Annotated in this window: 28 protein-coding genes, 1 tRNA gene, 1 pseudogene and 1 riboswitch; of the genes and pseudogenes, 22 read left to right on the top strand and 8 right to left on the bottom strand. The window is 34.8% G+C overall.

All coding sequences use genetic code 11. The features are described 5' to 3' along the window. Positions 1-146 precede the first annotated feature (146 nt). The 7 genes from G4D61_RS13065 (at position 147) to G4D61_RS13035 (ending at position 4,464) form a co-directional block, all read left to right on the top strand. The gene (locus G4D61_RS13065; protein WP_025727758.1) at positions 147-617 is read left to right on the top strand and encodes an acyl-CoA thioesterase; all 471 of its coding nucleotides are present in this window, start codon (positions 147-149) and stop codon (positions 615-617) included. Positions 618-769: 152 nt separating this feature from the next. Continuing rightward, positions 770-994 (top strand): helix-turn-helix domain-containing protein, encoded by a 225-nt coding sequence (locus G4D61_RS13060; protein WP_035352596.1) that lies wholly within the window; start codon positions 770-772, stop codon positions 992-994. Positions 995-1,186: 192 nt separating this feature from the next. Next, complete coding sequence (locus G4D61_RS13055; protein ID WP_035348432.1) at positions 1,187-1,639, top strand: MarR family winged helix-turn-helix transcriptional regulator; 453 nt, start codon at positions 1,187-1,189, stop codon at positions 1,637-1,639. Positions 1,640-1,649: 10 nt separating this feature from the next. Beyond that, on the top strand, positions 1,650-2,456 hold the full coding sequence (racE, locus tag G4D61_RS13050) for a glutamate racemase (protein WP_025727811.1): 807 nt from the start codon (positions 1,650-1,652) through the stop codon (positions 2,454-2,456). A 275-nt stretch (positions 2,457-2,731) separates the two neighbouring features. Next, complete coding sequence (locus tag G4D61_RS13045; protein ID WP_025727810.1) at positions 2,732-2,944, top strand: hypothetical protein; 213 nt, start codon at positions 2,732-2,734, stop codon at positions 2,942-2,944. A gap of 35 nt (positions 2,945-2,979) precedes the next feature. Next, the gene (locus G4D61_RS13040) at positions 2,980-3,309 is read left to right on the top strand and encodes a spore coat protein (RefSeq protein WP_371316441.1); all 330 of its coding nucleotides are present in this window, start codon (positions 2,980-2,982) and stop codon (positions 3,307-3,309) included. 18 nt (positions 3,310-3,327) lie between these two features. Further along, on the top strand, positions 3,328-4,464 hold the full coding sequence (locus G4D61_RS13035; RefSeq protein ID WP_035352590.1) for a zinc-dependent alcohol dehydrogenase: 1,137 nt from the start codon (positions 3,328-3,330) through the stop codon (positions 4,462-4,464). 110 nt (positions 4,465-4,574) lie between these two features. Here G4D61_RS13035 and G4D61_RS13030 read toward each other — a convergent pair whose 3' ends face one another. Next, the gene (locus G4D61_RS13030) at positions 4,575-4,883 is read right to left on the bottom strand and encodes a spore coat protein (protein ID WP_025727807.1); all 309 of its coding nucleotides are present in this window, start codon (positions 4,881-4,883) and stop codon (positions 4,575-4,577) included. A gap of 10 nt (positions 4,884-4,893) precedes the next feature. After that, positions 4,894-5,088 (bottom strand): hypothetical protein, encoded by a 195-nt coding sequence (locus tag G4D61_RS13025; protein ID WP_025727806.1) that lies wholly within the window; start codon positions 5,086-5,088, stop codon positions 4,894-4,896. Positions 5,089-5,256: 168 nt separating this feature from the next. On the opposite strand from G4D61_RS13025, the gene G4D61_RS13020 reads away from it, so the two are divergent. The 11 genes and pseudogenes from G4D61_RS13020 (at position 5,257) to G4D61_RS12970 (ending at position 14,762) form a co-directional block, all read left to right on the top strand. Beyond that, on the top strand, positions 5,257-6,306 hold the full coding sequence (locus tag G4D61_RS13020) for a GerMN domain-containing protein (RefSeq protein WP_025727805.1): 1,050 nt from the start codon (positions 5,257-5,259) through the stop codon (positions 6,304-6,306). A gap of 103 nt (positions 6,307-6,409) precedes the next feature. Beyond that, positions 6,410-7,168: a ribonuclease PH gene (gene rph, locus G4D61_RS13015; RefSeq protein ID WP_035352588.1), complete on the top strand. Its 759-nt coding sequence runs from the start codon at positions 6,410-6,412 to the stop codon at positions 7,166-7,168. Beyond that, positions 7,165-7,773 (top strand): XTP/dITP diphosphatase, encoded by a 609-nt coding sequence (locus G4D61_RS13010; protein ID WP_035352586.1) that lies wholly within the window; start codon positions 7,165-7,167, stop codon positions 7,771-7,773. Before rph ends, G4D61_RS13010 begins: the two co-directional genes overlap by 4 nt. Beyond that, positions 7,770-8,279 (top strand): metallophosphoesterase, encoded by a 510-nt coding sequence (locus G4D61_RS13005; protein ID WP_025727802.1) that lies wholly within the window; start codon positions 7,770-7,772, stop codon positions 8,277-8,279. The genes G4D61_RS13010 and G4D61_RS13005 overlap by 4 nt, the downstream gene beginning before the upstream one ends. Before the next feature lie 168 nt (positions 8,280-8,447). Beyond that, a tRNA-Arg gene (locus G4D61_RS13000) sits at positions 8,448-8,521 on the top strand. Between the two features lie 121 nt (positions 8,522-8,642). Further along, positions 8,643-8,753 (top strand): annotated as a pseudogene (locus tag G4D61_RS18230) (IS200/IS605 family transposase); the annotation flags it as partial. Between the two features lie 339 nt (positions 8,754-9,092). After that, the gene (locus G4D61_RS12990; RefSeq protein ID WP_163174155.1) at positions 9,093-9,563 is read left to right on the top strand and encodes a hypothetical protein; all 471 of its coding nucleotides are present in this window, start codon (positions 9,093-9,095) and stop codon (positions 9,561-9,563) included. After that, positions 9,560-10,087 (top strand): hypothetical protein, encoded by a 528-nt coding sequence (locus G4D61_RS12985; protein WP_025727800.1) that lies wholly within the window; start codon positions 9,560-9,562, stop codon positions 10,085-10,087. Before G4D61_RS12990 ends, G4D61_RS12985 begins: the two co-directional genes overlap by 4 nt. A gap of 241 nt (positions 10,088-10,328) precedes the next feature. After that, complete coding sequence (gene pdxR, locus G4D61_RS12980; RefSeq protein WP_035352584.1) at positions 10,329-11,762, top strand: MocR-like pyridoxine biosynthesis transcription factor PdxR; 1,434 nt, start codon at positions 10,329-10,331, stop codon at positions 11,760-11,762. A 306-nt stretch (positions 11,763-12,068) separates the two neighbouring features. Further along, entirely contained in the window at positions 12,069-12,503 is a 435-nt protein-coding gene (locus G4D61_RS12975; RefSeq protein ID WP_025727798.1) for a YfmQ family protein, read from the top strand. A gap of 303 nt (positions 12,504-12,806) precedes the next feature. Next, entirely contained in the window at positions 12,807-14,762 is a 1,956-nt protein-coding gene (locus tag G4D61_RS12970) for a TcaA NTF2-like domain-containing protein (protein ID WP_163174153.1), read from the top strand. Positions 14,763-15,222: 460 nt separating this feature from the next. Here G4D61_RS12970 and G4D61_RS12965 read toward each other — a convergent pair whose 3' ends face one another. Together G4D61_RS12965 and G4D61_RS12960 are read right to left on the bottom strand one after the other, a co-directional pair. After that, entirely contained in the window at positions 15,223-16,029 is an 807-nt protein-coding gene (locus tag G4D61_RS12965; protein ID WP_035352575.1) for a class I SAM-dependent methyltransferase, read from the bottom strand. Positions 16,030-16,058: 29 nt separating this feature from the next. Further along, a complete protein-coding gene (locus tag G4D61_RS12960) occupies positions 16,059-16,490 on the bottom strand; it encodes a MarR family winged helix-turn-helix transcriptional regulator (RefSeq protein WP_052137749.1) in 432 nt (143 codons plus the stop codon). 239 nt (positions 16,491-16,729) lie between these two features. On the opposite strand from G4D61_RS12960, the gene G4D61_RS12955 reads away from it, so the two are divergent. Further along, entirely contained in the window at positions 16,730-17,161 is a 432-nt protein-coding gene (locus tag G4D61_RS12955; protein WP_035352569.1) for an ASCH domain-containing protein, read from the top strand. 191 nt (positions 17,162-17,352) lie between these two features. On the opposite strand, the gene G4D61_RS18365 is transcribed toward G4D61_RS12955, so the two are convergent. Beyond that, positions 17,353-17,484: a hypothetical protein gene (locus tag G4D61_RS18365; protein ID WP_268812448.1), complete on the bottom strand. Its 132-nt coding sequence runs from the start codon at positions 17,482-17,484 to the stop codon at positions 17,353-17,355. A gap of 802 nt (positions 17,485-18,286) precedes the next feature. Next, a complete protein-coding gene (locus G4D61_RS12950) occupies positions 18,287-18,649 on the bottom strand; it encodes a response regulator (RefSeq protein ID WP_025727793.1) in 363 nt (120 codons plus the stop codon). Between the two features lie 80 nt (positions 18,650-18,729). Then, a riboswitch (cyclic di-GMP riboswitch) is annotated at positions 18,730-18,812 on the bottom strand. Between the two features lie 325 nt (positions 18,813-19,137). Here G4D61_RS12950 and G4D61_RS12945 point away from each other — a divergent pair. Beyond that, a complete protein-coding gene (locus tag G4D61_RS12945; protein WP_035352566.1) occupies positions 19,138-19,851 on the top strand; it encodes an MBL fold metallo-hydrolase in 714 nt (237 codons plus the stop codon). A 72-nt stretch (positions 19,852-19,923) separates the two neighbouring features. Here G4D61_RS12945 and G4D61_RS12940 read toward each other — a convergent pair whose 3' ends face one another. Next, positions 19,924-20,259, bottom strand: a complete 336-nt coding sequence (locus G4D61_RS12940; protein WP_025727791.1) for a L,D-transpeptidase — start codon at positions 20,257-20,259, stop codon at positions 19,924-19,926. A gap of 150 nt (positions 20,260-20,409) precedes the next feature. Beyond that, positions 20,410-21,414, bottom strand: coding sequence for a DUF3231 family protein (locus G4D61_RS12935; RefSeq protein ID WP_035352563.1), 1,005 nt, complete (start codon positions 21,412-21,414; stop codon positions 20,410-20,412). A 429-nt stretch (positions 21,415-21,843) separates the two neighbouring features. Here G4D61_RS12935 and G4D61_RS12930 point away from each other — a divergent pair, with 429 nt between their 5' ends. Next, positions 21,844-23,130, top strand: coding sequence for a globin-coupled sensor protein (locus G4D61_RS12930; protein WP_163174151.1), 1,287 nt, complete (start codon positions 21,844-21,846; stop codon positions 23,128-23,130). 83 nt (positions 23,131-23,213) lie between these two features. Next, positions 23,214-23,576 (top strand): hypothetical protein, encoded by a 363-nt coding sequence (locus G4D61_RS12925; RefSeq protein ID WP_035352560.1) that lies wholly within the window; start codon positions 23,214-23,216, stop codon positions 23,574-23,576. Positions 23,577-23,920: the final 344 nt, after the last annotated feature.

The following is a 23,920-nucleotide window of genomic DNA, read 5'->3' as shown; positions in this document are numbered from 1 at the left end:
AAGGCAGCTTATCCTTTATGGAAATGTAGTATCAGGCTTTTTTTATTCATTTTAGTGGCCAAGTAAAGATAGAATATTTCTTTTTAGCTAACGAGTATAATTGTAATGAATGAATATTCGTTCATAAAACAAAGGGGATGAATACTTTGAAAAATATTTCGTATATTAATGATTTGTTTAGTTGGAAAAATGAGTTTACATTTTATGAAACCATTAAAGTCCGTTTTTGTGAAACAGATATGTTAGGACATTTAAATAATACTGTTCCTTTTATGTATTTTGAACAGGCACGTATTAATTTTATGAAGGATATAGATATAATGTTTGATCGCAGAGGCAAACAACACGATCTTGCCTTCGTTGTAGCTGATTTGCAATGTGATTTTCTTCAGCAAGTTTACTTTGATGAAACACTTCGAGTGTATGTGAAGATTTCCCGTATCGGCAATTCTTCCGCAGATGTCCATTATATGGTTTTGAATGAGAAGGATGAGATGTGTTTCGTCGGACGGGGAACGATTGTGCAAATATCATTGCAAAACGGAAAAGCTGTTGCTTGGAGTGAAGAACAGAAACTAAAACTAAAACAAGCAGCAAATACATCGCAGTCCAAGTAAGCTATAATCAATATGCCCTAATTTTGCCTAATTATGTGTTTCCATGCCTTCAATATGTCACTCTCAATCTTATATCTACATATGATATCCTGACAATCAAAATACCCATCCCCGCGGTTTAAAGCTGGCGAAGGCAAGGAGGGTTACCATAGTTGAAGGATAACGATTTTACACATAAACCGCTACTTACAAAAAGAGAAAAAGAAGTATTCGAGCTGTTGGTGCAAGATAAAACTACGAAAGAAATTGCGAACGAATTGTTTATTAGTGAAAAAACAGTTCGAAATCATATTTCCAATGCCATGCAGAAGCTTGGAGTTAAAGGGCGTTCTCAAGCTGTAGTTGAATTACTGCGCATGGGTGAATTAAAGCTTTAAGTACAAAATCGACTGCAATGATTGCAGTCGATTTTGTTGCAATAGTACGAGAATATGTATAAAGAAATCATTTATGACGAAATACATAAAATCATTCTTGAAATTTTGCCGAAAAAAGGTGACAATAACAGTTAGAAGTTCAGGAAAATGTCATAAAAAGAAATTATTTTTTGAGAGGAGCCACTTTTGAGCATGGAAGAACGACCATTCATACATGATATGGAGATTGTAGCGCAGCTAGAAAAAGATATGCGTTATATATCGGGTATTGTGAAGCAAAAGGGGCGGGAATTATTAAATGATTATAATATAACTCCTCCTCAGTTTATCGCATTACAATGGCTATTTGATGAAGGAGATATGACGATCGGTGAATTATCAACAAAGATGTACTTAGCGTTTAGTACAACGACAGATCTAATCGATCGGATGGAAAAAAATGAACTCGTTAAAAGAGTAAAAGATTTGCATGATCGGCGTGTAGTTCGTGTCCATTTATTAGAAAAAGGGCATTCCATCATAGATGAAGTAATTAAAAAGAGACAACGCTATTTAGGAGAAATGTTACTTCATTTTTCTCCGGAGGAATTAGTTAAATTTAAAGATCATTTAATGAAATTACATCGTGAAATGAAAATAGAATGAGGCGAGTAGATTGAATGTTAATGCACCAATTGGGATTATTGATTCGGGAGTTGGAGGACTAACGGTTGTGAAGGAAGTGATGAGACAGCTTCCAAATGAAACAGTTTACTACGTAGGAGATACTGCAAGATGTCCGTATGGGCCAAGGCCTTTTGAAGAAATTCGCGAATATACTTGGCAAATGATTCGGTTTTTATTGGACAAAAATATAAAAATGCTTGTTATTGCATGTAATACAGCAACAGCTGTTGTCTTGGATGAAGTAAGAGAACATGTAAAAATACCTGTTTTAGGTGTCATTTATCCAGGTGCTCGTGCGGCTTTAAAACATACGAAAAACTTTAAAATTGGTGTATTGGGGACGAATATGACGATTAATAGTCAAGCGTATGAAAGAGCGTTAAAAAGTATTAATAAAAAGGTCGGTATTACAGCTCTTGCTTGTCCTAAATTTGTACCGCTTGTAGAAAGTGGACAATATAATAGTCCAATTGCTAAAAAAATTGTAGCAGAAACATTAACGCCAATTCAAAACAGCGGCATCGACACATTAATTCTTGGCTGTACGCACTACCCATTATTAGGGAGCATCATTCAAAATGTAATGGGGGATAAGGTCCAGGTTATAAGCTCAGGAGAAGAGACCGCTCGTGAAGTCAGCACCATCCTTTATTTCCATGATATATTTAATATGAGTGAAACGAGAGCAAAACATCATTTTTATACTACAGGTTCAAGTGCAATCTTTGCAGAACTTGCGTCAAACTGGTTAGAGAAGGATATTACGAATGTTGAAACCATTTTTTTAGGAGAATAAAGCTCCTATTAAAATGGTTTTTTTATTTGCAAACATGATTGAATAAATCTTTCCTTTTTTATAAAACTATCCATAAAGTTGATTGAAATGCCGAAAAGTTTCAGCATGTACCAGTGGAAAGTGAGCGTCTAGAAGCGGAGATTTCGCTACCTCACGCATCTTATTTATTAATAAACAAGAAAACAGTCTTTATTCAATTCGTATAACAGTCGTTCCGCATATAATCGTTTCCCCGTGGAACAATATTTATGTTAATCATGTTTGGAGGTGATCGTATGGATAATAATGGACCTGCTTACCATGAAATGATGGAACTACATGAAATTCTTAATTTTAAAACACTGTGCTTAGTAAAATCAAAAATGATGTCGGGGCTTGTGTTTGACCAAGATTTGAAGGCCCTAATGGAGAAAGACGTGAAACAGACGACTGCTGCAATCCAAGATTTGCAGTCCGTTTATAAACCAAATGGAGGAATTGTACATTGATTAACGATTATTTGGAGATTGAAAATGCTGAAGGAATGCCAGAAATGGCTGATTCTACGTTAGCAATGGAATTTTTAATGAATTTAAAAACTGGAGTGAGAAATACAGCTGTTGCTATTACTGAATCTAGAACACCTGAAGTAAGAACGCTGCTGCGAAATCAATTAGAAGCAGGATTAGCACTGCATGAAGAAGTAACAAAGTTTATGATTGATAAAGGCTGGCTCCATCCATACAATATCAGCGATCAGTATGAAGTAGATATAAAGGCTGCGAAAACCGCACTTATGATTGGAAACTTAAACCTCTTTCCAGGAAACACTTCGCGAATGGGAATGATGGCACAAATTGATGCAGATGAATAATCGAAAGGAGGGCCTTAAATGAAAGCTGTAACTTTTCAAGGAATTAAAGATGTAAAAGTAAAAGATGTGCCGAGTCCGAAGATCGAGAAGAAGGATGACATCATTGTAAAGATCACAACTTCCGCAATTTGTGGTTCAGATTTGCACTTAATTCACGGCATGGTACCAAATTTTCCGGAAGATTATATTATAGGGCACGAGCCGATGGGAATTGTGGAAGAAGTTGGGCCTAGTGTAACAAAAGTAAAAAAGGGAGATCGTGTTATTATCCCGTTTAATGTTGCATGTGGAGAATGCTATTATTGTAAACATCATTTAGAAAGTCAGTGTGAAAATTCAAATGAAAATGGGGAAATGGGAGGTTTCTTTGGATATTCCCATTTAACAGGCGGCTATCCGGGCGGACAAGCGGAATTTTTACGGGTTCCATACGCCAATTTTACCCCCTTTAAAATTCCTGAAAATAGTGAAGTACAAGATGAAGAACTTGTTTTGTTAGCGGATGCGGCCTCAACTGCTTTTTGGTCTGTTGACAATGCCGGTGTGAAGGAAGGGGATACAGTGATCGTACTTGGCTGTGGACCTGTCGGATTACTTTCACAAAAGTTTGCTTGGTTAAAAGGAGCAAAACGTGTTATTGCCGTAGATTATATCGACTATCGGTTACAACATGCGAAAAAAACAAATAAAGTCGAAATTATAAATTTTGAAAACTATGATAATACAGGTGAATATTTAAAAGAAATCACGAAAGGCGGAGCCGACGTCGTCATTGATGCAGTAGGGATGGATGGGAAAATGACGCCAATGGAGTATCTTGAATCTGGTCTTAAGCTGCAAGGCGGAACGATGAGCGCGCTTGTCATTGCGAGCCAAGCTGTCAGAAAAGGGGGAACAATTCAAGTTACAGGTGTTTATGGGGGCAGATATAACGCTTTTCCTCTCGGAGATCTTTTTCAACGAAATATCAATATTCGTACAGGACAAGCACCTGTCATTCATTACATGCCATATCTTTACGATTTAGTGTCTCAAGGTAAAATAAATATTGGGGATGTCGTAACACATGTTCTTCCATTGGATCAAGCTGAGAAAGGCTATGAATTTTTTGATACGAGAACTGATAATTGTATAAAAGTAGTTCTAAAACCATAAATAAAAAACTGGAAGTGAATATATCATTTCCAGTTTTTTGTAATTAGAGCATCAGAATTAAAAAACTGAAATAAAAAAGATGTCCCACTTTATTGAGACATCAAAATTGATTAATCACTAGATGGTAGCGGAATGTTTAAGGCCGTTTGTGCGGTATTCACATCTACATGGATTTGTTCTTGAAGATTATAAGGATGATAATAGCCTTTTGAAATCATATAATCTGTTACTTGTTCATGGAGGTCAATTGCATGGTGTAATTGTTCGGTTAATGCTGCGCGTACTTCATCTGTTGCAGCTTCTGTGACTGCAAATGAAAGCATTTTGACCCCTGATTTAACAGAAGTCAATAAATCTGTTGCAATGACTTGATCGGTCATTCCACCCATTCCTACCATTTTCTGAATAAATTCGTTCATAACCGTCCTCCTACTGTTGCGATAAGAAATTTGTTAATTGCTGGATATCTTCTTTTGTTTGATGTGCATCAAGTGCAAGAAGATTTTTTAATGCTGTATCTTGAGCAAAGTGTGACATTGTTGCCGACTTGGTTAAGCAAATATTTTTAAAGCTTAAAATTTCATGTATGTCGAGAGTTTCATGAAGCCCTAAAGAATTTTTCATGTTCCACCTCCGAAAGATATTGAGATCATCCTTTCTTATTATGGTAATGCGATTCGTAAATATACAAAGCTATCATCTTTTCCAACTTGGAAAATTTTATTTAAACGGTCTAAATTCTTCTATAGCTCGTATACATAGTAGTACAAACTGTCTTTAGGAGGGAAAAAAATGTCAAAAAGAACAAAGGCAACGATAGCTGTTACTTTAATAGCTTCAAGTGTCTATCTATCTGGCTGCGGACTGATTCAATTTGATAAAAAAGAGAAAATTGACCCGCCCCAATCCGTTTCGTATGAAAATGGCAAGACAACTGCAAAAAGTACGGCTGCTAATAAAAATCAAGTTCAAACAGAATTATACTTAATCGATAAAAACGGTTATGTTGTCCCGCAAACATTTGCATTACCTAATAGTAAAAGTGTGGCGAAACAAGCATTAGAATATCTTGTGAAAGATGGACCAGTTGAAAACATACTTCCTAACGGTTTTCGTTCTGTATTACCGGCCAACACACAAGTAGATGTCGATGTGAAGAATGGTGTTGCAACGGTTGATTTTTCAAAAGACTTTGACCATTACAAAGGAGAAGATGAACAAAAAATTATTGAATCTGTTACATGGACATTAACTCAATTTGATTCGATTAAAAAAGTAAAGATGCAAGTAGATGGAGTCGCATTGAAGAATATGCCTGTTAATAAAACACCACTTAATGCAGATGGGCTTACAAGGGCATCAGCTGGGATCAATATAGATACAAATGATGTAGCAGACATTACAAATACACATCCAGTTACCGTCTATTATTTAGCGCAATACGGACAAACTGAATATTATGTCCCTGTAACACGCAGGATTTCTAACGATGAAACAAATGATGTAAAGGCAGCAGTAGAGCAGCTTGTCAAAGGACCTGATCCAGGTTCAAATTTAGTAAGCGGCTTTATGGATGATGTATCATTGCTAAAAAATCCGCAAATAAAAGATGGGAAAGTTACGCTTGATTTTAACAAAGAAATTTTAGGAAGTCTGAATAAGAAGACGAAAATGATTTCAAACGAAGTGTTAAATCCTTTAGTCCTTACATTAACAGAACAAAAAGGAATTAAGAGTGTGGCGGTCGAAGTCGATGGCAGTACAAAACTTGTGACAGAAAATGGAAAACAATTAACGGAACCTGTACTCCGCCCAGAAAAAGTTAACACGGGTAGTTTTTAATTCGAGATTTTTGTTATACTATTATTATGGACTCAGCTAGAGGTAGGAGGAAACTACCTCTTATTTGTTGTATATGTAATATTTAAAGGAGGGATTTCATACTTTGCGTGTTGATGGTAGAGATGCGTTGCAATTAAGACCAATACATATTGAGAATCATTATTTAAAGCACCCTGAAGGTTCTGTTCTTATCACAATTGGGGATACAAAAGTAATCTGTACAGCTAGTATTGAAGATCGTGTGCCGCCTTTCATGCGTGGAAGTGGCAAAGGCTGGATTACAGCTGAATATTCAATGCTTCCAAGAGCAACCCAGCAACGAAATATCCGCGAATCTTCGAAAGGAAAAGTTTCAGGAAGAACGATGGAAATTCAACGATTAATTGGACGAGCATTACGCGCAGTCGTTAACTTAGAACGAATTGGTGAAAAGACAATTTGGATTGATTGCGATGTTATTCAGGCGGATGGTGGCACGAGAACGGCCTCAATTACGGGTGCTTTTATAGCAATGACTGAAGCATTACTAAAAATACATAAAACAAAACCATTTCAAGTTTTTCCGATCACCCAATTGTTGGCTGCTACAAGTGTAGGAATGATCAATGATCAAGGTGTTATTCTTGATTTGAATTATCATGAGGATAGTCAAGCATTAGTTGACATGAATGTTGTGATGACAAGTGCAGGAGAATTTGTTGAGCTGCAAGGAACTGGTGAAGAAGCAACGTTTAACCCTACTCAATTAAACGAAATGCTGGAGGCAGCGCAAATTGGATTAGATCAGCTCTTTGAGAAACAAAAGCAGACGTTAGGAGAGGAAGTAGTCTCTCTAATATTCAAAGAGGGGGAAACGAAGTGAAGGCTGTGTTAATTGCGACGAAAAATAGAGGGAAAGCAAAAGAATTTGAACAGATGTTTTCAAAATATGGCATTGAAGTAAAAACTTTGTTAGATGTGGATCATGCCATTGATGTAGCAGAAACAGGAAAAACATTTGAAGAAAATGCGATATTAAAAGCCGAAACGATTGCAAATCAATATCAGCTTATGACGATCGCTGATGATTCTGGGTTGATGATTGATGCCCTTGATGGCAGCCCAGGTATTTATTCAGCCCGTTATGCTGGTGAAGAAAAAAATGATGAGGCAAATATTGATAAGGTTCTTTCAGAATTAATGAATGTATCAGATGATCGACGAGCTGCCACATTTTACTGTGCATTAGCAGTTGCTGAACCTGGAAAAGAAACTTATACCGTATCAGGCACTCTTAATGGTATGATTACACATAAACGAATCGGAGAAAATGGGTTTGGCTATGATCCAATTTTTAAAATCTCTTCGGGAAAAACATTGGCACAATTATCGTCAGAAGAAAAAAATGCCATTAGTCATCGTGCAAATGCAATGAAACAATTATCGAAGCTTTTAAATCAAAAATGGGGAGAGGAAAGTATAAAATGAAATTGCTGATTGTCAGTGATAGCCACGGCTTAACGAGTGAGTTATTGGAATTAAAGGAGCGCTACGGCAAAGAAGTAGATGCGATGATTCATTGCGGAGATTCAGAATTACAAGCGGATCAAGAAGAAATTAAAGACTTTTTGACGGTTCGCGGTAACTGTGATTATGAAAGAAAATTTCCGTTAGATATCAAAACAGAAATTGAAGGAAATAATATATTTGTGACTCATGGGCATCATTATAATGTGAAAATGACTTTAATGAATTTGTCTTATAAAGCAAAAGAAGTGAATGCTGATTTTGTCTTTTTTGGACATTCGCATATTCTTGGCGCTGAAATGATTGATAATCGTTTATTTCTTAATCCAGGCAGTCTGCTAATGCCTAGAGGAAGAGTGGAAAAAACATATGCTATTGTGGAAAAAACCGAACAAACTATTAGAATTTCTTTTTATACAGATCGACATGAAGAACTGCAAGATTTACGACAAATATTTTCGCTATAATATTCCTTATACTAACTATTCCTTTTATCCTTCCTATTGCAGTCACATGTAAAAAACTGCAATAGGAAAAAAATAAAAAAGAGTGTTGACATTCATATATTTACACAGTATAATTAAAAATGTCTTAAGGATAACAAAACAAAAACAACCAAAAAATACATAATTTATGTCCCAGTAGCTCAGCTGGATAGAGCAACGGCCTTCTAAGCCGTCGGTCGGGAGTTCGAATCTCTCCTGGGACGTCAAAGATCAAAAGCTGAAATTCTTTTTATAAAGGATTTCAGCTTTTTTTATTCTATGACTTTAGTCAGTTGAGCTCGCTAAAGCGTGCGAGACAATAAACCACCTGCTATGTGCGGATGGGTGGCAGTTAGGGAAGCAACTATTAAAAAGTATATTTAAGAAAAGCAAAAACACGATATAGCAATAGATAAATTGAGTGTAAAAGAATATAAAGCCTCTTTTAAGAGTTAGCTCAAAATACAAATAGCCCTTCTAGTGGTGGCAAAAGTGGTTAGCTAAAGACGAATATTGCACAAATCAGCCATACGTAGACTTCTGCGGGAGGAGCCGCCTGCGGAAAGCGCAGTATAGTTCCGGAGCGGGGTTGGAGCACAATATTCGGGGCTTTTTTTAGTTATTATACTTTTGTCCCAGCCTCTATGATTTATGTTATTCTCTTATGCTCCTTATGAAAAACTTGCTGTTTAAATAAAAAACACGATTTTATGAATATTGTGATGGTGATCAGGTAAATCTAAGAAAAAGATTGGAAGTATGATATAAACATATTTGATCAATAGGGGGCATACTGTGGGATTTGTCATTATTTTCTTTATAGCATGGCTTACAATTGTTGTCTTTACTGTCATGAGAAAGAGACTTTCATTAATTGAAAACTGTTTTGTTTATATGGTGATTTTAGTTATTAATATAAATTGGTCTTGGATCGTTTTTGAAGAATTGGATCGAATTATCATTTCAACAGCTCCACTAAAAAATACAGCATTTTTAATTGTAAGAACTATTATCGTTCCTTTAGTCATTGTTGGAGCATTAAATATTCATGGGACATTTTTCAGTGCGAAATCTTGGTACATTGGCATTTTATCAGTAATTGTTCTTAGTTGTGTCATTGCTATTGGACGTTATTTTGACGTTCTAACATATGTTCATTGGAGTATCGTGTATGACATCTTGTATTTTATGGCACTTCATGTTATTGCAAGTGTCACATTAAAGTTTTTTCAAGCGATCGGCAGAAGAGAGGTTAAAGCATCATGAAAATGTGGGTGAACTTCAATGGCAATGAAATTTGGCTTATCGTATTAGATATTGTTGCTTATCTAATTTTGTTTCTTCTTCCAAAGAGACTGCAGCCGCAGATCACAGCACTAAGCCTTTTATGGGGATTATCAATTGGAATATTATATGATTTTACGATGGGGGGAGGAATAGTAGATCTCTATAAAATAAATGATTTAAACAATTATGAGATTACAGATGTTTTATATTATCTACTATTTGCTCCGTTTGGATATTTCTTTTTTTACTTCTATGCTGTTTTAAACATTCATAAAAAAAGTTTTCTTTACTACGTGATCATTTGGGCAATTATTGGTGTAACTGTACATTGGCTTTTTACTTTAATGGGAATCGTTACGAACCAAAAAGCGTTTAAAGTTGCTTATTCGTTTTCAATATTTTTAGTGACGCAAACGATCACAGGAATATTTATTGAAATGGTTAAATCAAGGCACAAAATGTTAATAACGAAAACAAAACATTTGATTGCGAACGATAGATAAGCTATATAGCGGTGCAGCAAGATGGATGAAGTTTCAGTGGGCAAGAGCGAATGCTCTTTAAAAGAGTCCTCTACACACTTCATCCATTTTGTTATGTTTAACGAAAACTCAATTGCGAATTGGACAATTGACTAGAGATGAAAAGATGAGTATCTTCTTTATATAATGATTTAGCAAGAGACGTTACATTTCCGTGCCAAAGGGAATCGTCGTCTATAATGTATACGAAGGACTGTAGCTTATGGATTGGAAACCGGATCGTAAAGCGAAAAAAGCAATTTATAAACAGCTTGCGGCATTTCTCGAAAATGGCATAGCAGATGGAACATTCCCGCCTGATAAACCGTTGCCATCTGAACGAAACTTAGCCAAAGAACTTGGTTTAAATAGAAGTACGGTGGTTGCGGCTTATGACGAGTTGGAATCAAATGGTCTTATTCAAAGGAAAAGGGGAAGCGGGACAACTATTAGTAAAGATATATGGGGAATTACGAAGAAACGTATCCCGAGTTGGAACAGATATATTGAAGCGGGATCATTTTTGCCTAATTTACCTGTTAACCAACGAATACGAAAAGAAGCAATCGAACATGAATTAATTAATTTAGCAAGTGGTGAATTATCAGAAGATCTTTTCCCTGTCGCTTTTTTAAGAGAAATTACCGCAACAAGATCATTTATCGGCAGCTTAGGTTATGATCATCCACAAGGGAGTGCAATATTAAGAGAAACAATTGCAGAACATGTTAAAAACTATCGCGGAATTGAGGCGAATGCTTCCTCTATATTAGTGACATCTGGTGCACAACAAGCGCTCCATTTAGTCGTGCAATGTTTATTAAAGCCAGGAGATGCAGTCGTTTTAGAGGAGCCTTCTTATCATTATAGTCTGCCGATTTTTAAAACGGCAGGCCTTAAACCATATTTTTTATCGATGGGTAAAAATGGGATCAATCCGGATGAATTAATGTCATTACATAAAAAACATCGAATTAGAATGATATTTTTAAATCCTTCTTTTCAAAATCCGACCGGGACTTTACTTCACGATGATCAGAAAAAAGCAATTTTAAAACTATCTTCAGAACACGGAATTCCGGTAGTGGAAGATGACCCGTATAGTTTAATGGCTTTTGCCGGGAAACCGGTCGCATCATTAAAATCAATGGATGTCCACGGAAATGTCCTGTATATTAGCTCTTTATCGAAAATCGTCGCCTCTGGATTAAGAATCGGTTGGATAATTGGGCCGAAATCAGTTATTGAGAGATTAGCGGATGCAAAACAACAAATCGATTTTGGTCATTCGAGTTTTACTCAATGGATTGCAAATGATTTTTTAGAATCACACCATTTTCATTGTCATATGAAAGGATTGGTTAAAGAGCTAGAAAAGAGGCGGGATCAAATTGTTGCTAGTCTTAAATTTTATTTAGGAAATGATGTTTCGTTTAATATCCCCCAAGGAGGAATCCATTTATGGTGCAAAATAAATAAAGATTTTAATGAAATTCAATTATTAGAGGAATCGATTAAAAGAGGAGTGATTTACGTCCCTGGATCAACGATGGGATCGGAAAAAGGCTTTGTCCGTTTTACGTTTGCGAGAGAAAAGGAAAAGCTAATAAATGAAGGGATTAAAAGGTTTGCGGATGCATTAAATAGTCTTTATTAAATGTGTTTATGGTTGCTGGGATCATGACATTGTCATGATTCTTTTTTATGGGCGGAAAGCAATCACTATTTTTCTGACGGAAAAGTATGCAATTTACGGAAACAGCTGTCAATGTAAAAATGGATGGTCAAAAAAGTCCACAATTGGATGGTTGAAATGTTTGAAAATCTTTTATGATAGATAGAGGCTCGATGTCTACTTTAATGGAGTTGATTGTGCTAAAGAATGAATGATACGATGCTTTCAAAATCATGATAAAGTGGTTCTGTAATAAGATCGATTTAAAATGTAACGGAGATGATAAATATGACATGGGTATTGGTGCTTTCATTAATTATAATTGCTTTAATAAAAATATTATTTACGTCCCCGCCAACCTTTGTTGTTGATTGGTTTGTCGGGAAATTTGAATTACATCAGAAACTTAATGAGGATATTGTCAACATAAATATCAATGGAAAAAGTTTGCAAGGTGAAGAGAAGCAGCAAATTATAAAGGAGTATAATGAAGCAATATTCTTGAAGCGATATGGCGATGTTATTCCAAAGAAAAGCGGAATTCCATTGGTCATTGATACGAAGAGAGGAAAAAATGATGTGAGGTTATTTGTTTACAGGTATGACGACCACATTGATATATTTAGAGAGTACAAGAAAAATGTAGTTGCGTATCGTTTACTTTCAGAGAGCCTTCAAACAAGAAAAATATCTATTGATCTCTTAACCTTAAATCAGCACTAAAAGAGCCCATAATTGTGGGTTCTTTTTTTCTACAGGTAGAGTAGAGACCCCCAATTCATTTAACATAGAATCGATAATATTCATAAGCAGCTGTGAATGAAATTGCTAATCTGTTAAAAGGCAGTTAATATACAACAAATAGTGGATAAAAAATTCATATATGGTTTAAAAATCCAATTGACGTATTAATTGGAAATGCTATAATTTTATTGGCAATTTATAAGGTCGCATTATCTTGAAATAAATTGATTAGGGGAACTTATATTTTGATTTACAAAATATTTAGAAAAAGAGGTATAGGGTATGTATCAAAAGGGGAGAAAAGGGGCCATTTTCGCTTTGTTCGCCTTGCTTTCATTAGGAATCGTTGGCTGTGGTGATAAGGCGGCATTAACAACAGCAGAACCGGATGTCATTCATCAAAGCTATCTAATGTTTAAGGAAACCAATACAAACGATAATGACCAAAATATTGGAACATTATATTTAAAAACAGAGGGAAATAAGGAAGAGAAAATTTCAGAAAATGTCATAGATGGATCATTTTCATACAATAATGATCAAGATAAAGCTTATTTTCTGAATGATGAAAATGAACTATATGAATATGAGGCAGGAAAGGATAAAATCAAGCTTGCGAAAGATGTTGCTTATTACATTGCAAATGATGCAAGTGGCATCGTTTCCTATCAGAATGATGATGGCGATTTATATGTTTTGCAAGGGAAAGATGATGAGGAAGACAAGATTAGTTCTCATGTGCGAGAGTATGCAATCATTGATCAAAGCGTTTATTTTATCGATGATGACGGCGACTTTTCTATGTATAATCTTAAAGATCACCAAGAAACAGAAATTGCAAGTGATGTCACTTATTTCACTGATTTAAATGGAAAAGACGAAATCGCATATTTAAATGATGATTCAGCTCTCTATTTCAAAAAAATGGGCGATGATCAAAGCATTAAAATTACTAATGAAGAAGTACTTCCAGGGTCTATACAAAAAATAGGAGATCGTCTCGTCTATTTAAACGGAGAAGATGAGGATTCTACAGATTTATATACTGCTCAAATCAAAGAGGCTTCGACACCTGTAAAAATTGCAAGTGATGCCGGGGCATATAAATATGATAACAATTATTATTACTATGTAGATACAGACGGTAACTTGTTTAGAAAAAAAGAAAATGAAGAATCAGCTACTAAACTAGCAAGTGACGTAAAAACATTTAAAATTAAAAAACATACTGTATTTTATTTGAATGATGACGATGAGTTATTCAAACTAGTAAATACAAAAGAACCGCAGAAAATTGCTTCGTCCGTAGTAAAATATAATCCAGTTTCAAAAAAAGAAGTTGTATATAAAACAGATGATGATAATCTATTTATTAATAATAAAAAGATTGCCAGCGATATCGATCAATACAAATATTATTTTGGAAATTTAGCATTTGCAACAAATGACGATAAATTATATGAAATGAAAGATATGGACAATAAGACGATTGTAGATAATGATTTACACCGTTTTTCAACTGTATCATATCAAAATAACATCATTTTCAAAAATGAATTAACCTTTGACGACATTGCCGGGATATGGGGAGGAAAAGCGGCTAGTGGCAATGTGTATATTGAAATTGACAAAAATGGAATGATTACTGATCTTCAAACAGGTGAACAAGAAAAGTTAAAAACAAATTACGCAGAGTATAATAAGTTGGCTGCTTCTGCTGCTGGTACTGATGTTGGCTTTGAATTAACAAATGATCATTCATTAAAATTTACAACAGATCTTTATAATGACGGAATTACATTAACAAAGTCATCGAAAGCGAAAGCAAATGAATACTTCAAGAATATGAAAGCAGAAGCTGATAAAGAAGAGATCACGAATGTTATGGATGATTACTTAAAAAACTTTGCGGATGCTGTGAATTATGGCGAAAGTCATTATATTACCGATTATATTGATCCCGAAAGTGATTTCTTCAAAACGCAAGAAACTTTTGTAGACAATTGCTACGAAAAGAATATAAAAGAAGAATTGGTCGATTATCATATCGCTAATATTAAACAAATTGATCAAGATTCATATTCCGTAACAACCCAAGAAGATTTTAAAATATATAATGGCTATGATGATGAAAAAGGAAGCGAGAAAAAATATACGAATACCTACACAGTAAAACGGGTGGATGATTCGTTTTTAATTACAAATTTGAAGGTTGGCAACTCGACTGAAGGGATTTAACATCTTTAAGTAATAAATAAAAGAACAGTATGTAGTGTGAGAACTAGAGCCCCTTTACCAATATTCAAAAGTGATTCTATTTTGAACGTAGTTTTCCGAAAAAATGTTATTTCAACTAAAGGGTGATCATTAGAAAAAGAGTAGCAGATTCTGCTTTAGGTCTCGCTTTCCGCGCCAATCAACTTTTTGAACGCGATTTAATGAAAAAACAATAAGGTTTCCCTTTGGAAAACTATGCACCATGTTTGAAAGTTATAGAGCTGTTCTGATAGCTCTTAGTGTTTAGACACCCCCATTGATATTGATGGGGGTGTCCTGCTTTTTGAGCAGATGGCCGCTTTCTGAGGTCGTTGGCCGCTTTCCGGCGCAAAAGTTTTTGCTCTTGCTTCATTACATGTTGAACAACTAGTAGATATCCGCTTATATCCGATTAATCTTAAAAGGTAATACCATTCTATTTTTAAAACTTATATAGAAGCAAACGTATCATATTTCTGAAGTTAGGAACCACATACATGATGGTATATAAGAAACGCAATTTAAAGGGGAGTTTGTGTATATATTTTGATCTAAAAATAGAAAAGCTGGCTATTCTTTTCAGTTTAGCATTTAGCTTATCAACTTCATGAATATCATCGACAGCCCATTTGTGTTCAGCTCCAGTTGTTTTTTTAAGATGTTCCTTTCCAGCATTGATAGCAAATGAATTCATCACATCAAAGGCGATTTGACCGCTGGGGAAATGCTTAGTTAGACGCTCAAGCAGTATTTCTACTTCATCTTTTGTAAGGTATTCTAATAGTCCTTCGGCAATGATGATGGCAGGCTTGTCTTTTGGAATTTTTTCTAACCAGTTTAGTTCCGTAACTGAAGATGCAATCATTTGATAACCTTCACAATTTGAGTAAAAATGCTTGCGTACTTCAATAACCTCAGGGTAATCGACATCAAACCATTTTACAGTTGAAGGTGGATGTACTCTTGAAATTCTCGTGTCCAAGCCACAGCCGAGATTTAACACTGTTGCATCTTGATGATTTTCCAAAAATGTGTGCAACCATGAATCCAGTTGTTTTGCTCTAACAACCATCGTCTCATTACCAAAACTATGGAGTTTTTCGAAGTTGTAGTCAATCATATCCACTAATTCAGCAGCCTTTTTGTCTTTAAGAATAGAATTTTTTGAGCGACTGTCTAATGCTTTTGCGTATAAGGTAATCAGCAATGTTTCTTTCTCGTTATCTAATTGAATTTTATTTAAAACCATATTGATTTCTCTCCTAAAGTTTTGTTTCTTTAATTTTTCATCTTTTTTAATAGGATATTTACTTTGTGAAGGGCAAATTGTAAATCTATTCTCTCCTCATCACTTAGTTTAGTAAGACGTTCGCTAAAATGATGATAAATATTCGTCCATTTTTTCTCTTGAATATCTTTGCCTGCAGCTGTTAACGATACTAAAACAGCGCGTTTATCTTTGATGTCAGGTGTTTTCACTATATAGCCGCTCGCTTCTAAATCTTTCATAATATTTGTTAATTGCTGTTTTGCGATGTTTAATCCATTACTGATTTCTTTGAGGTTCAAAGCTCTTTGCTGAAAATACATAAACTCGATCACATGATTTTGCATATGTGATAATGCTCCGGAATCTTTGTTCAACTCGCTAAAACTATCAAAGAGGTTTGGTATTAATGAAATATACTCTTTTGCAATGCTTTCAATCATCATAATCCTCCTATAATAGTAAATATTATATTACTATTAATTCATATATTCAATGATATTTATGAATGATAGTAAATATTCATTTACTATCATTCGTTTTTTTGTATTTAGGGAAGTTTTCAAACAGAAGCAGTATTATAATGAAAGGGCAATATGGATGATCTTTCGCAAATGTATTTTTTAAAAATATCGCTTGATGATGAGCCATTCAACAGAGAAAAAAGAAATAGGTGTGTAAAATGAAAGTTATTTCAATTAGACAACCGTGGGTTACGTTAATTGCGCTCGGTGAAAAAGAATATGAAACGCGTTCATGGCAGGTGAAATATCGTGGTATTTTAGGAATCCATGCAAGTAAAAATATTGATCATAAAGCTTTTCGTGATAATGCCGTTTCCACAATCCTTGCTAAATATGGAATAAAGAAAGCTGAAGAACTACCAACAGGCGTCATTCTTGCTGTATGTAAGTTAAAAGCATGCCTAAAGGTAGAGTACCAAAATGATGATCATGCGATACTGCAAACCAATCATTTGATAACAGGAAAGGAATTTGCTTTCGGGGATTTTTCCGTTGGACGGTATGTTTGGCAACTGGCAAATGTACAGCAATTGCCTGAAATGATTGAGGCGAAGGGAAAATTAGGATTATGGGAGTATAAAGAGAGCTAGCTATTCACATATTGTGTTTAACATTGAAAGGATGTAAATAAGATAGGAGTTACGTGTAAGAGAATTGATAATTGTGGGCAACATCACACGACAGCATATTGAATGATGTCTAAATTTATTTACGGCTATGTACGTTAAAGAGATTTTGTTAGACAGCCAAGAAGTGCTTGGCTGTCAATAAATCCCCAATCTTACTTTTTCTTTCTAACATTATCATTTGGTGAGTCGCCAGTTCCATTTTTACTTTTACTATTCGGTGTTCCGTATATTTGGTTATCCTTTGTTACTTTAGCACCTTCAAGAAAATTATCTTTTGTTTTCATTCTCTACATCTCCTTTCCTTCTCTTTATCTTTATAAACTTTCGTTAAGGCCATTCTATTTTGGAGATCGTTCTCTTGTTTTGATCTCCGCTTCATATTATTTGTTGCTAGTGAAGAAATATGCAAAAGTGAACATTTTCCGCCAATTCTTGAATGATGTCATTATTGAGCAGGTAAGTTACAAATGCATGCGATGCTTTTCCTTCGTATCTGCAAATATTCTTTCTAATGTTTTTTGAAATATGAACGCCGCAGAAAAGTGAGCAGACGCTTCGGAAAACAGCATCTAAAGATCATAAAAAAGACTATCGATAAACTTAAAAATAATAAGTTTATTGATAGCCTGAGAGGAACAGAGAAGAGCTTCCTGAACTTTTAATCATTTTCAAAATGGGTAAATAAAAAATATATAATAGCTAGTCCGATTAATGCGAAGGTGTTAACCAACATTGAAAGTATTATTTCATACACCCCCATATGTACATCATGTTAATAGGATATAACAAAAACATTAAAATTTACTTAGAGAGCAAGAATTAGTAGGAAGATTTAATTTTAAACTTGTGAAAAGTGATTTAGCTTATTAAATATAGAATTTGTATTTTGTAAAAGCAAAAAAGAGATTGGAACAAAAGTATATTAACGAAAGAAAACCCGAATATTGCGCTTGAATCCCGCTCTGGAACAATACTTCGCTTTTCGCGGGCGGCAGGTGAGCCTCCCGCAGGAGTCTACGTGTAGTTCCGGAGCTGATGTGCAATGTTCGGGCTTTAGTCAACCACTTTTGAGTTTTGTCCTAGTCTCTAAGATAATGTGTTTAAAACTGAAATAAGATTATTGAAATAAGGTTTTACAATAAAATCAACGGCACCTAATTGTATTGCCTCCATAAGTAAGGTTTTTTCGCCTAATGAAGAGCAAATAATTACTTTCGCATGTTGATCATATTTCATAATCTCTGTTAATGCGGCTATGCCATTTAGGTGCGGCATTGTTATGTCCATAATTGTAATATCAGGTTGATGCTCTTTATACAAACGAATGCCATCATGACCATTACTACCTTCAATGAACTCATACTTGCAATGTTTCAAAATGAGATTTTTGAGATAATTTCTCATGAATTGTGAATCATCTACAAGTAAAATCGACTTATGTGTACTCAATTACATCCCCTTTTTCATTGGATTTTTGGGCAATTGAGAATAAAGAATAATAATATAAAGTTATAAAAACAATGATTTTGATGTGCAACCCGGCTGCCATAGCGAATGCCTTAGGCCCGTGGTTTTGCGTCTCTTACTTTCGTAAAATTTGCCCATAAGAATTATAATAGCATAACGTGATTTATAATGTATTTTTTTGTAAAAATTATGTGTAAATAAGATTAAGCTCAATACTTCGAAACTACTTTTCAGTGCTTGGTTGGTCTTTAGGTGCGCAACTAATGTCATCAAATAGTTGTCATGAAAAAAATTTCATACGGAACCTTTTAATCAATCTATATGAGAATATCGATGGCTTTTAAATCATATATTCTGTTGGATGAACTCATAATGGTAGATCTTGTCAATTGGGTGAACTATAGTCTTATTTTTTAGATATTATCATAATTGCAATGTTCAAAGTTTATATGATCATGAGGTGGATGATTATGAAGATTACCCATAAAGAAACAATTTATCAGCTGACTTTCTTACCGCGTCTTTTCCCTGTGAACTGCTATTTCGTTAATGAAAATGATGGTTTAACCTTAATTGATGCGGCATTGCCTTATAGTTCAAAAGCGATTATAAAGGCCTCAGAAGCTATAGGAAAACCTATTGTGCGGATTATTCTAACTCACGCACATGAAGACCATGTAGGAGCGCTTGACAATCTTAAAAAGCAATTTCCGCATATCCCTGTGTATATTTCAGAACGGGACAGTCGTTTGATGTTAGGAGATCGTTCGTTAAATGAGGATGAACCTAATACACCTATTCGCGGCAGTGTACCTAAAAAATTACAGACTAGAGCAGATATTTTTTTGAAGGACGGAGATAAAATTGGTTCATTGTTAGCACTTTCTACACCTGGACATACACCTGGATCGATGTCATTTTTAGATACAAGAAATCATTCATGTGTTGTCGGGGACTTATTTCAAACAAGAGGGGGCATTGCTGTTTCGGGACATGTAAAGCCTTTGTTTCCTTTTCCGGCAATGGCTACATGGAATAAAAGCATTACGTTGGATAGTGCTTATAAAATACGGGACCATAAACCATCACTGCTTGCAACCGGACATGGGAAAATGCTTGAGCATCCAAACAAAAAAATCAATGATGCAATCGCCAGCTGTAAAAAAAGTCTTGGATTTACATAACAAATGTAATGGTTCAATTTTTTTAGCTGAGGAAACTTAAAAGCACGATAAAGTAACGTAGGCAATTTGTCATTATTTATGGATTACAACTCTAGTGCCAACTGGAACGCGAGATGATAAGTCTAGAACATCATGATTGTACATTCTAATACAACCATGGGAGACGTTTTTACCAATTGAAGCTGGATTATTAGTTCCGTGAATACCGTAGTGAGCTCTTGACAGTCCCATCCAAAGTACGCCAAATGGCCCCCCAGGGTGATGCTGTTTATTGATAATCGTGTATGTTCCAGCAGGTGTTGGTGATAACATTTTTCCAACGGCAATTGGATAGCTTTTTATAAGACGGTTGCCATCATATAGTTTTAATCTATGCCGTGACGCTGATATATCAATCCATTTTGCCATGAGAATCAACTCCATTTTTTGGATTATTGTATGAAGTTGCTAAAATATTTGTTCATAGCAAAATTGATATCATATACGGAATTCTGAGTGACCCCTGGGGAGGTTTACTGCGCGTTCGTTGCAAAGGTTTCCTTGAAGGGGAACTATTGACTAGTCTTTAATGATTTTAGCTCGATCTTCCATTTGAGGTGGTTCCTCTAACCATCCATTTTTAATCATAATTTTAATTCCGGTCTGGGCAAAAAAATAAACATTTTTTGTCGATAAAGCTGTTTTCATTGAGATATCATTTCTTAAGCTGAAGATCGTTCCGAAACTTCCGCCAACTATTCCGTAACCATTAAGTAGGTATACGCAAAACATCATAAGCTTATCAGAAAAAGGAGCGATTGTAGAAGTGGTGACAGTGCTTCCCGAAGTTGCAGAAAATGGAACATCGCTCTCTAGAAGGATTTCTTCAACCATTCTTATTTGATTCTTAGCAAGTTCTTTTCCTTTTGTAAAGTATTCCTTAACTTCCTTATTTGCTGCACATTGAGCAAACCCGGTAATTAACTGCAGTCCTATATTATTTGTTTCAATGCTGTGATGTAAACAACCAAGTTCGATATCATTTAATGATCTTTTCTCTCGAAATGGCATTAATCCCTGTAAATAGTTTTTATCTTCAATAAATTCATTGCTTTTTGGCATCGTCACATTTGGTGGACGAGTAAGAAACCCTTTTTCAAGTAAATAGACAGTAGCCAATTTATAAATATTTTGCGTAATGGTCGTAAGCCCTTCATAAAGATTTATTATATCATCTCTATATGACATATTGATATTGATGGTGTACATGCCCATGCTGATTTCTTTTAAAATACGAATAAACATAATATCAAAGCCGTTATCGTATAATTTTGGCGCATCTAAATGAACATCAGCTTTTGTAAATCCAATAGGAACTGCCGCCCCTTCATGTTCAAAAATTTTCTCTATTTGCTGCACATAATAGTGGAGTTCTTGCCAAAGACCGCCCATAATATTTATTGCTTCTTGGTCGTCAGATTTTTCTATAAAGTATTCCAATATGCGTAGGATCATTGTTTTTTCTTGGTATGTCAGCCAAAGTGTTCCTACTTCTGATGAACTTAACGGATTTTTATCAATCAACCTTCTCACGACTCCTTATTTTTTAATTGAATTATGTACTTAATGGGAATAAATTATTCGATTAAAAAGAATGAAAGTGATGTTCACTTTTGCAAATACATGATTAAATATGCTGCTAATTTTCGTTTCCGCCGGCGGAAGCTGAACATCCTCGGCGCTATACACCTGCGGGAGTCTTGTCCCTTTCTCTCCGATCAACTTCTTATGGACATTGAAACACGTAAATGAATGACAATCCCCACTTTAAAACAATCAACTTTGGAAAAGAGTTTTAATTTATAACGGATATTAACAGAAAAATTAACATTTTAATGAAATTACAGATAAATATAGTTAGAAATACCCGAAAAATATAGTGAAAAACTTCTTTTAACATAGTAAAATATTACTACTTGAATCAATCGGAAAATAGAGGAGGATGAGTTCAGGATGTTAAAAATGGTTAGAAATAGAAGAGGAACAGTTAAAGCGGCATTAAGAGATGTAGAATTAACTGTAGATAAAAGCAGTGAAGTGTTCAAACAAATTCAAATGATAGGACTTACGATCGATGACTTACAAAAAATGTTGATTATAAAGCCTTTGGTGATTGAAAAAATAGATGTGATTGTTGACCGCTTTTATCAAAATTTAGAAAATGAACCCTCATTGTTTGCGATCATTAACGATCATAGTTCGATTGAAAGACTAAAGATTACACTGAAAAACCATATTTCTGAAATGTTTGATGGAAAAATAAATGAAACTTATTTTGAAAAAAGAATCCGTATTGCGCATGTTCATGTAAAAATTGGACTGCCAACAAAGTGGTATATGTGTGCGTTTCAAGATTTGTTTCTTTCAATTTGCAATATTATTGAAGAAAATATAACAAATGTAGCAGAACATGCATCGTTAATTCGGTCTGTATCTAAAATATTTAGCTTGGAACAGCAATTGGTTGTTGAAGCATACGATATCGAAACCGAGAAGCAAAAGCGAAAAGTAGAAGAACATCAGAAGATAATGGAAAATGATGTAGAGGAGGTAGAGAATTTTGCAGCATTATCTGAAGAAACAAATGCTTCTTTTCATCAATTGAACGCACAATCAAATGAAATAATTGATCTTGCAAATAAAGGCGCAGATTTGTCAGTATTAGCGGAGGAACGAGCAAAACAAGGGAAACAACAGCTTAGTAAGCAACATGTGAATATGCAAAACATTTATACTTCTGTTAATGATATTTCTGATGATGTCCAAATTCTGCTGGGAATCACGAAACAAATGCAAGAGATTATTAATATCGTAACAGATATTTCAGATCAAACGAATTTGCTGTCGTTAAATGCGGCTATTGAAGCAGCAAGGGCAGGCGAACACGGTCTTGGCTTTGCTGTCGTTGCTGATGAAGTGAGAAAATTATCGGATGAAACGAAAAAATCTGTTGCAAATGTAGCTTCCTTAATTTCAAGTATGAATGGTCAAACGGAAAAATTGACGCGATCACTTGAAAAAATTAGAGCAGAAGTGAAGGATGGCAAGCAAAGCATGGAAGAAACAGAAGAACATTTTGAGCAAATATTATTAACGATGGAAGAGACAAAAATACAAAATAATAAGATTGATAATAAACTTGTCTCTTTTATTAATGTCTTAAATGAGTTAGGTACAGCATTTGAAGAGGTCGCAAAATCTGCAAGCAACCTAACAATGTTTACTCGTGCTTTAAACTAAATGGCAAAATCTGAAATTTTTTAAGGAAAATGTAAGATTTCTAGGAGTAAAATAAATATATAAAAAATAGAAAGGTGATCATTATGCAAATAAGTTCGGTTTCAACAACGCAAATGTCAACGAGCAGTTCATCCTCTTCTGGATCTTCTCAACAGTTAGTGACATTAGAAAAACAAAAATCACAGTTAGAAGCTGAAATTAAGAAATTAAATTCATCTTCATCTTCATCTTCAAGTAATTCGGCTGATAGCAGTCAACAACTTAAAGATTTACAAAATCAATTAAAACAAATTGAAGCAGAAATTGAAAAGCTTGAAATGAAGAATGAGAATGAGAGTACGACAACGACAGCGGACAGTAATCTCAATATGTCTCAAGACCAAGCTAGCATTAGTAATGAGGCATATTCACTATTTAACAATGCAAAGTCAGGAAATAGTAAATGATTATCACAAAAAAAGGTTTTAGAGTGGTCTCACTCTGAAACCTTTTTTAGTCCTTATGTTTGATCTATATTTGAATTACCTAAATCCAATATACTTTTACACCGAAAACATGATTCAATCGTTTCCCTAGTACATCTCCTATTTACGAAAATAATGTGCTCCCACTTGACGATTAGCGCGAAAGATGCGAGACTTTTGCGGAAAAGCGAGATAGCTAAACCCCGCAGGCGAGAAGCGCTGAGAAAGCTCAGCATTCGCCCGCGGAAAGGTAGTATCCTGGAGCGGAAATTAACCTCTTGATTCACGAAAAAACAATAAGTATCCAAGAATAACCGTTTAAAAAA

Source organism: Heyndrickxia ginsengihumi (genome assembly GCF_011008565.1).
Lineage (GTDB): Bacteria > Bacillota > Bacilli > Bacillales > Bacillaceae_C > Weizmannia > Weizmannia ginsengihumi.
Note: the sequence above shows the minus strand (reverse complement) of the source record. Positions and strands in the feature narration are given on the sequence as shown.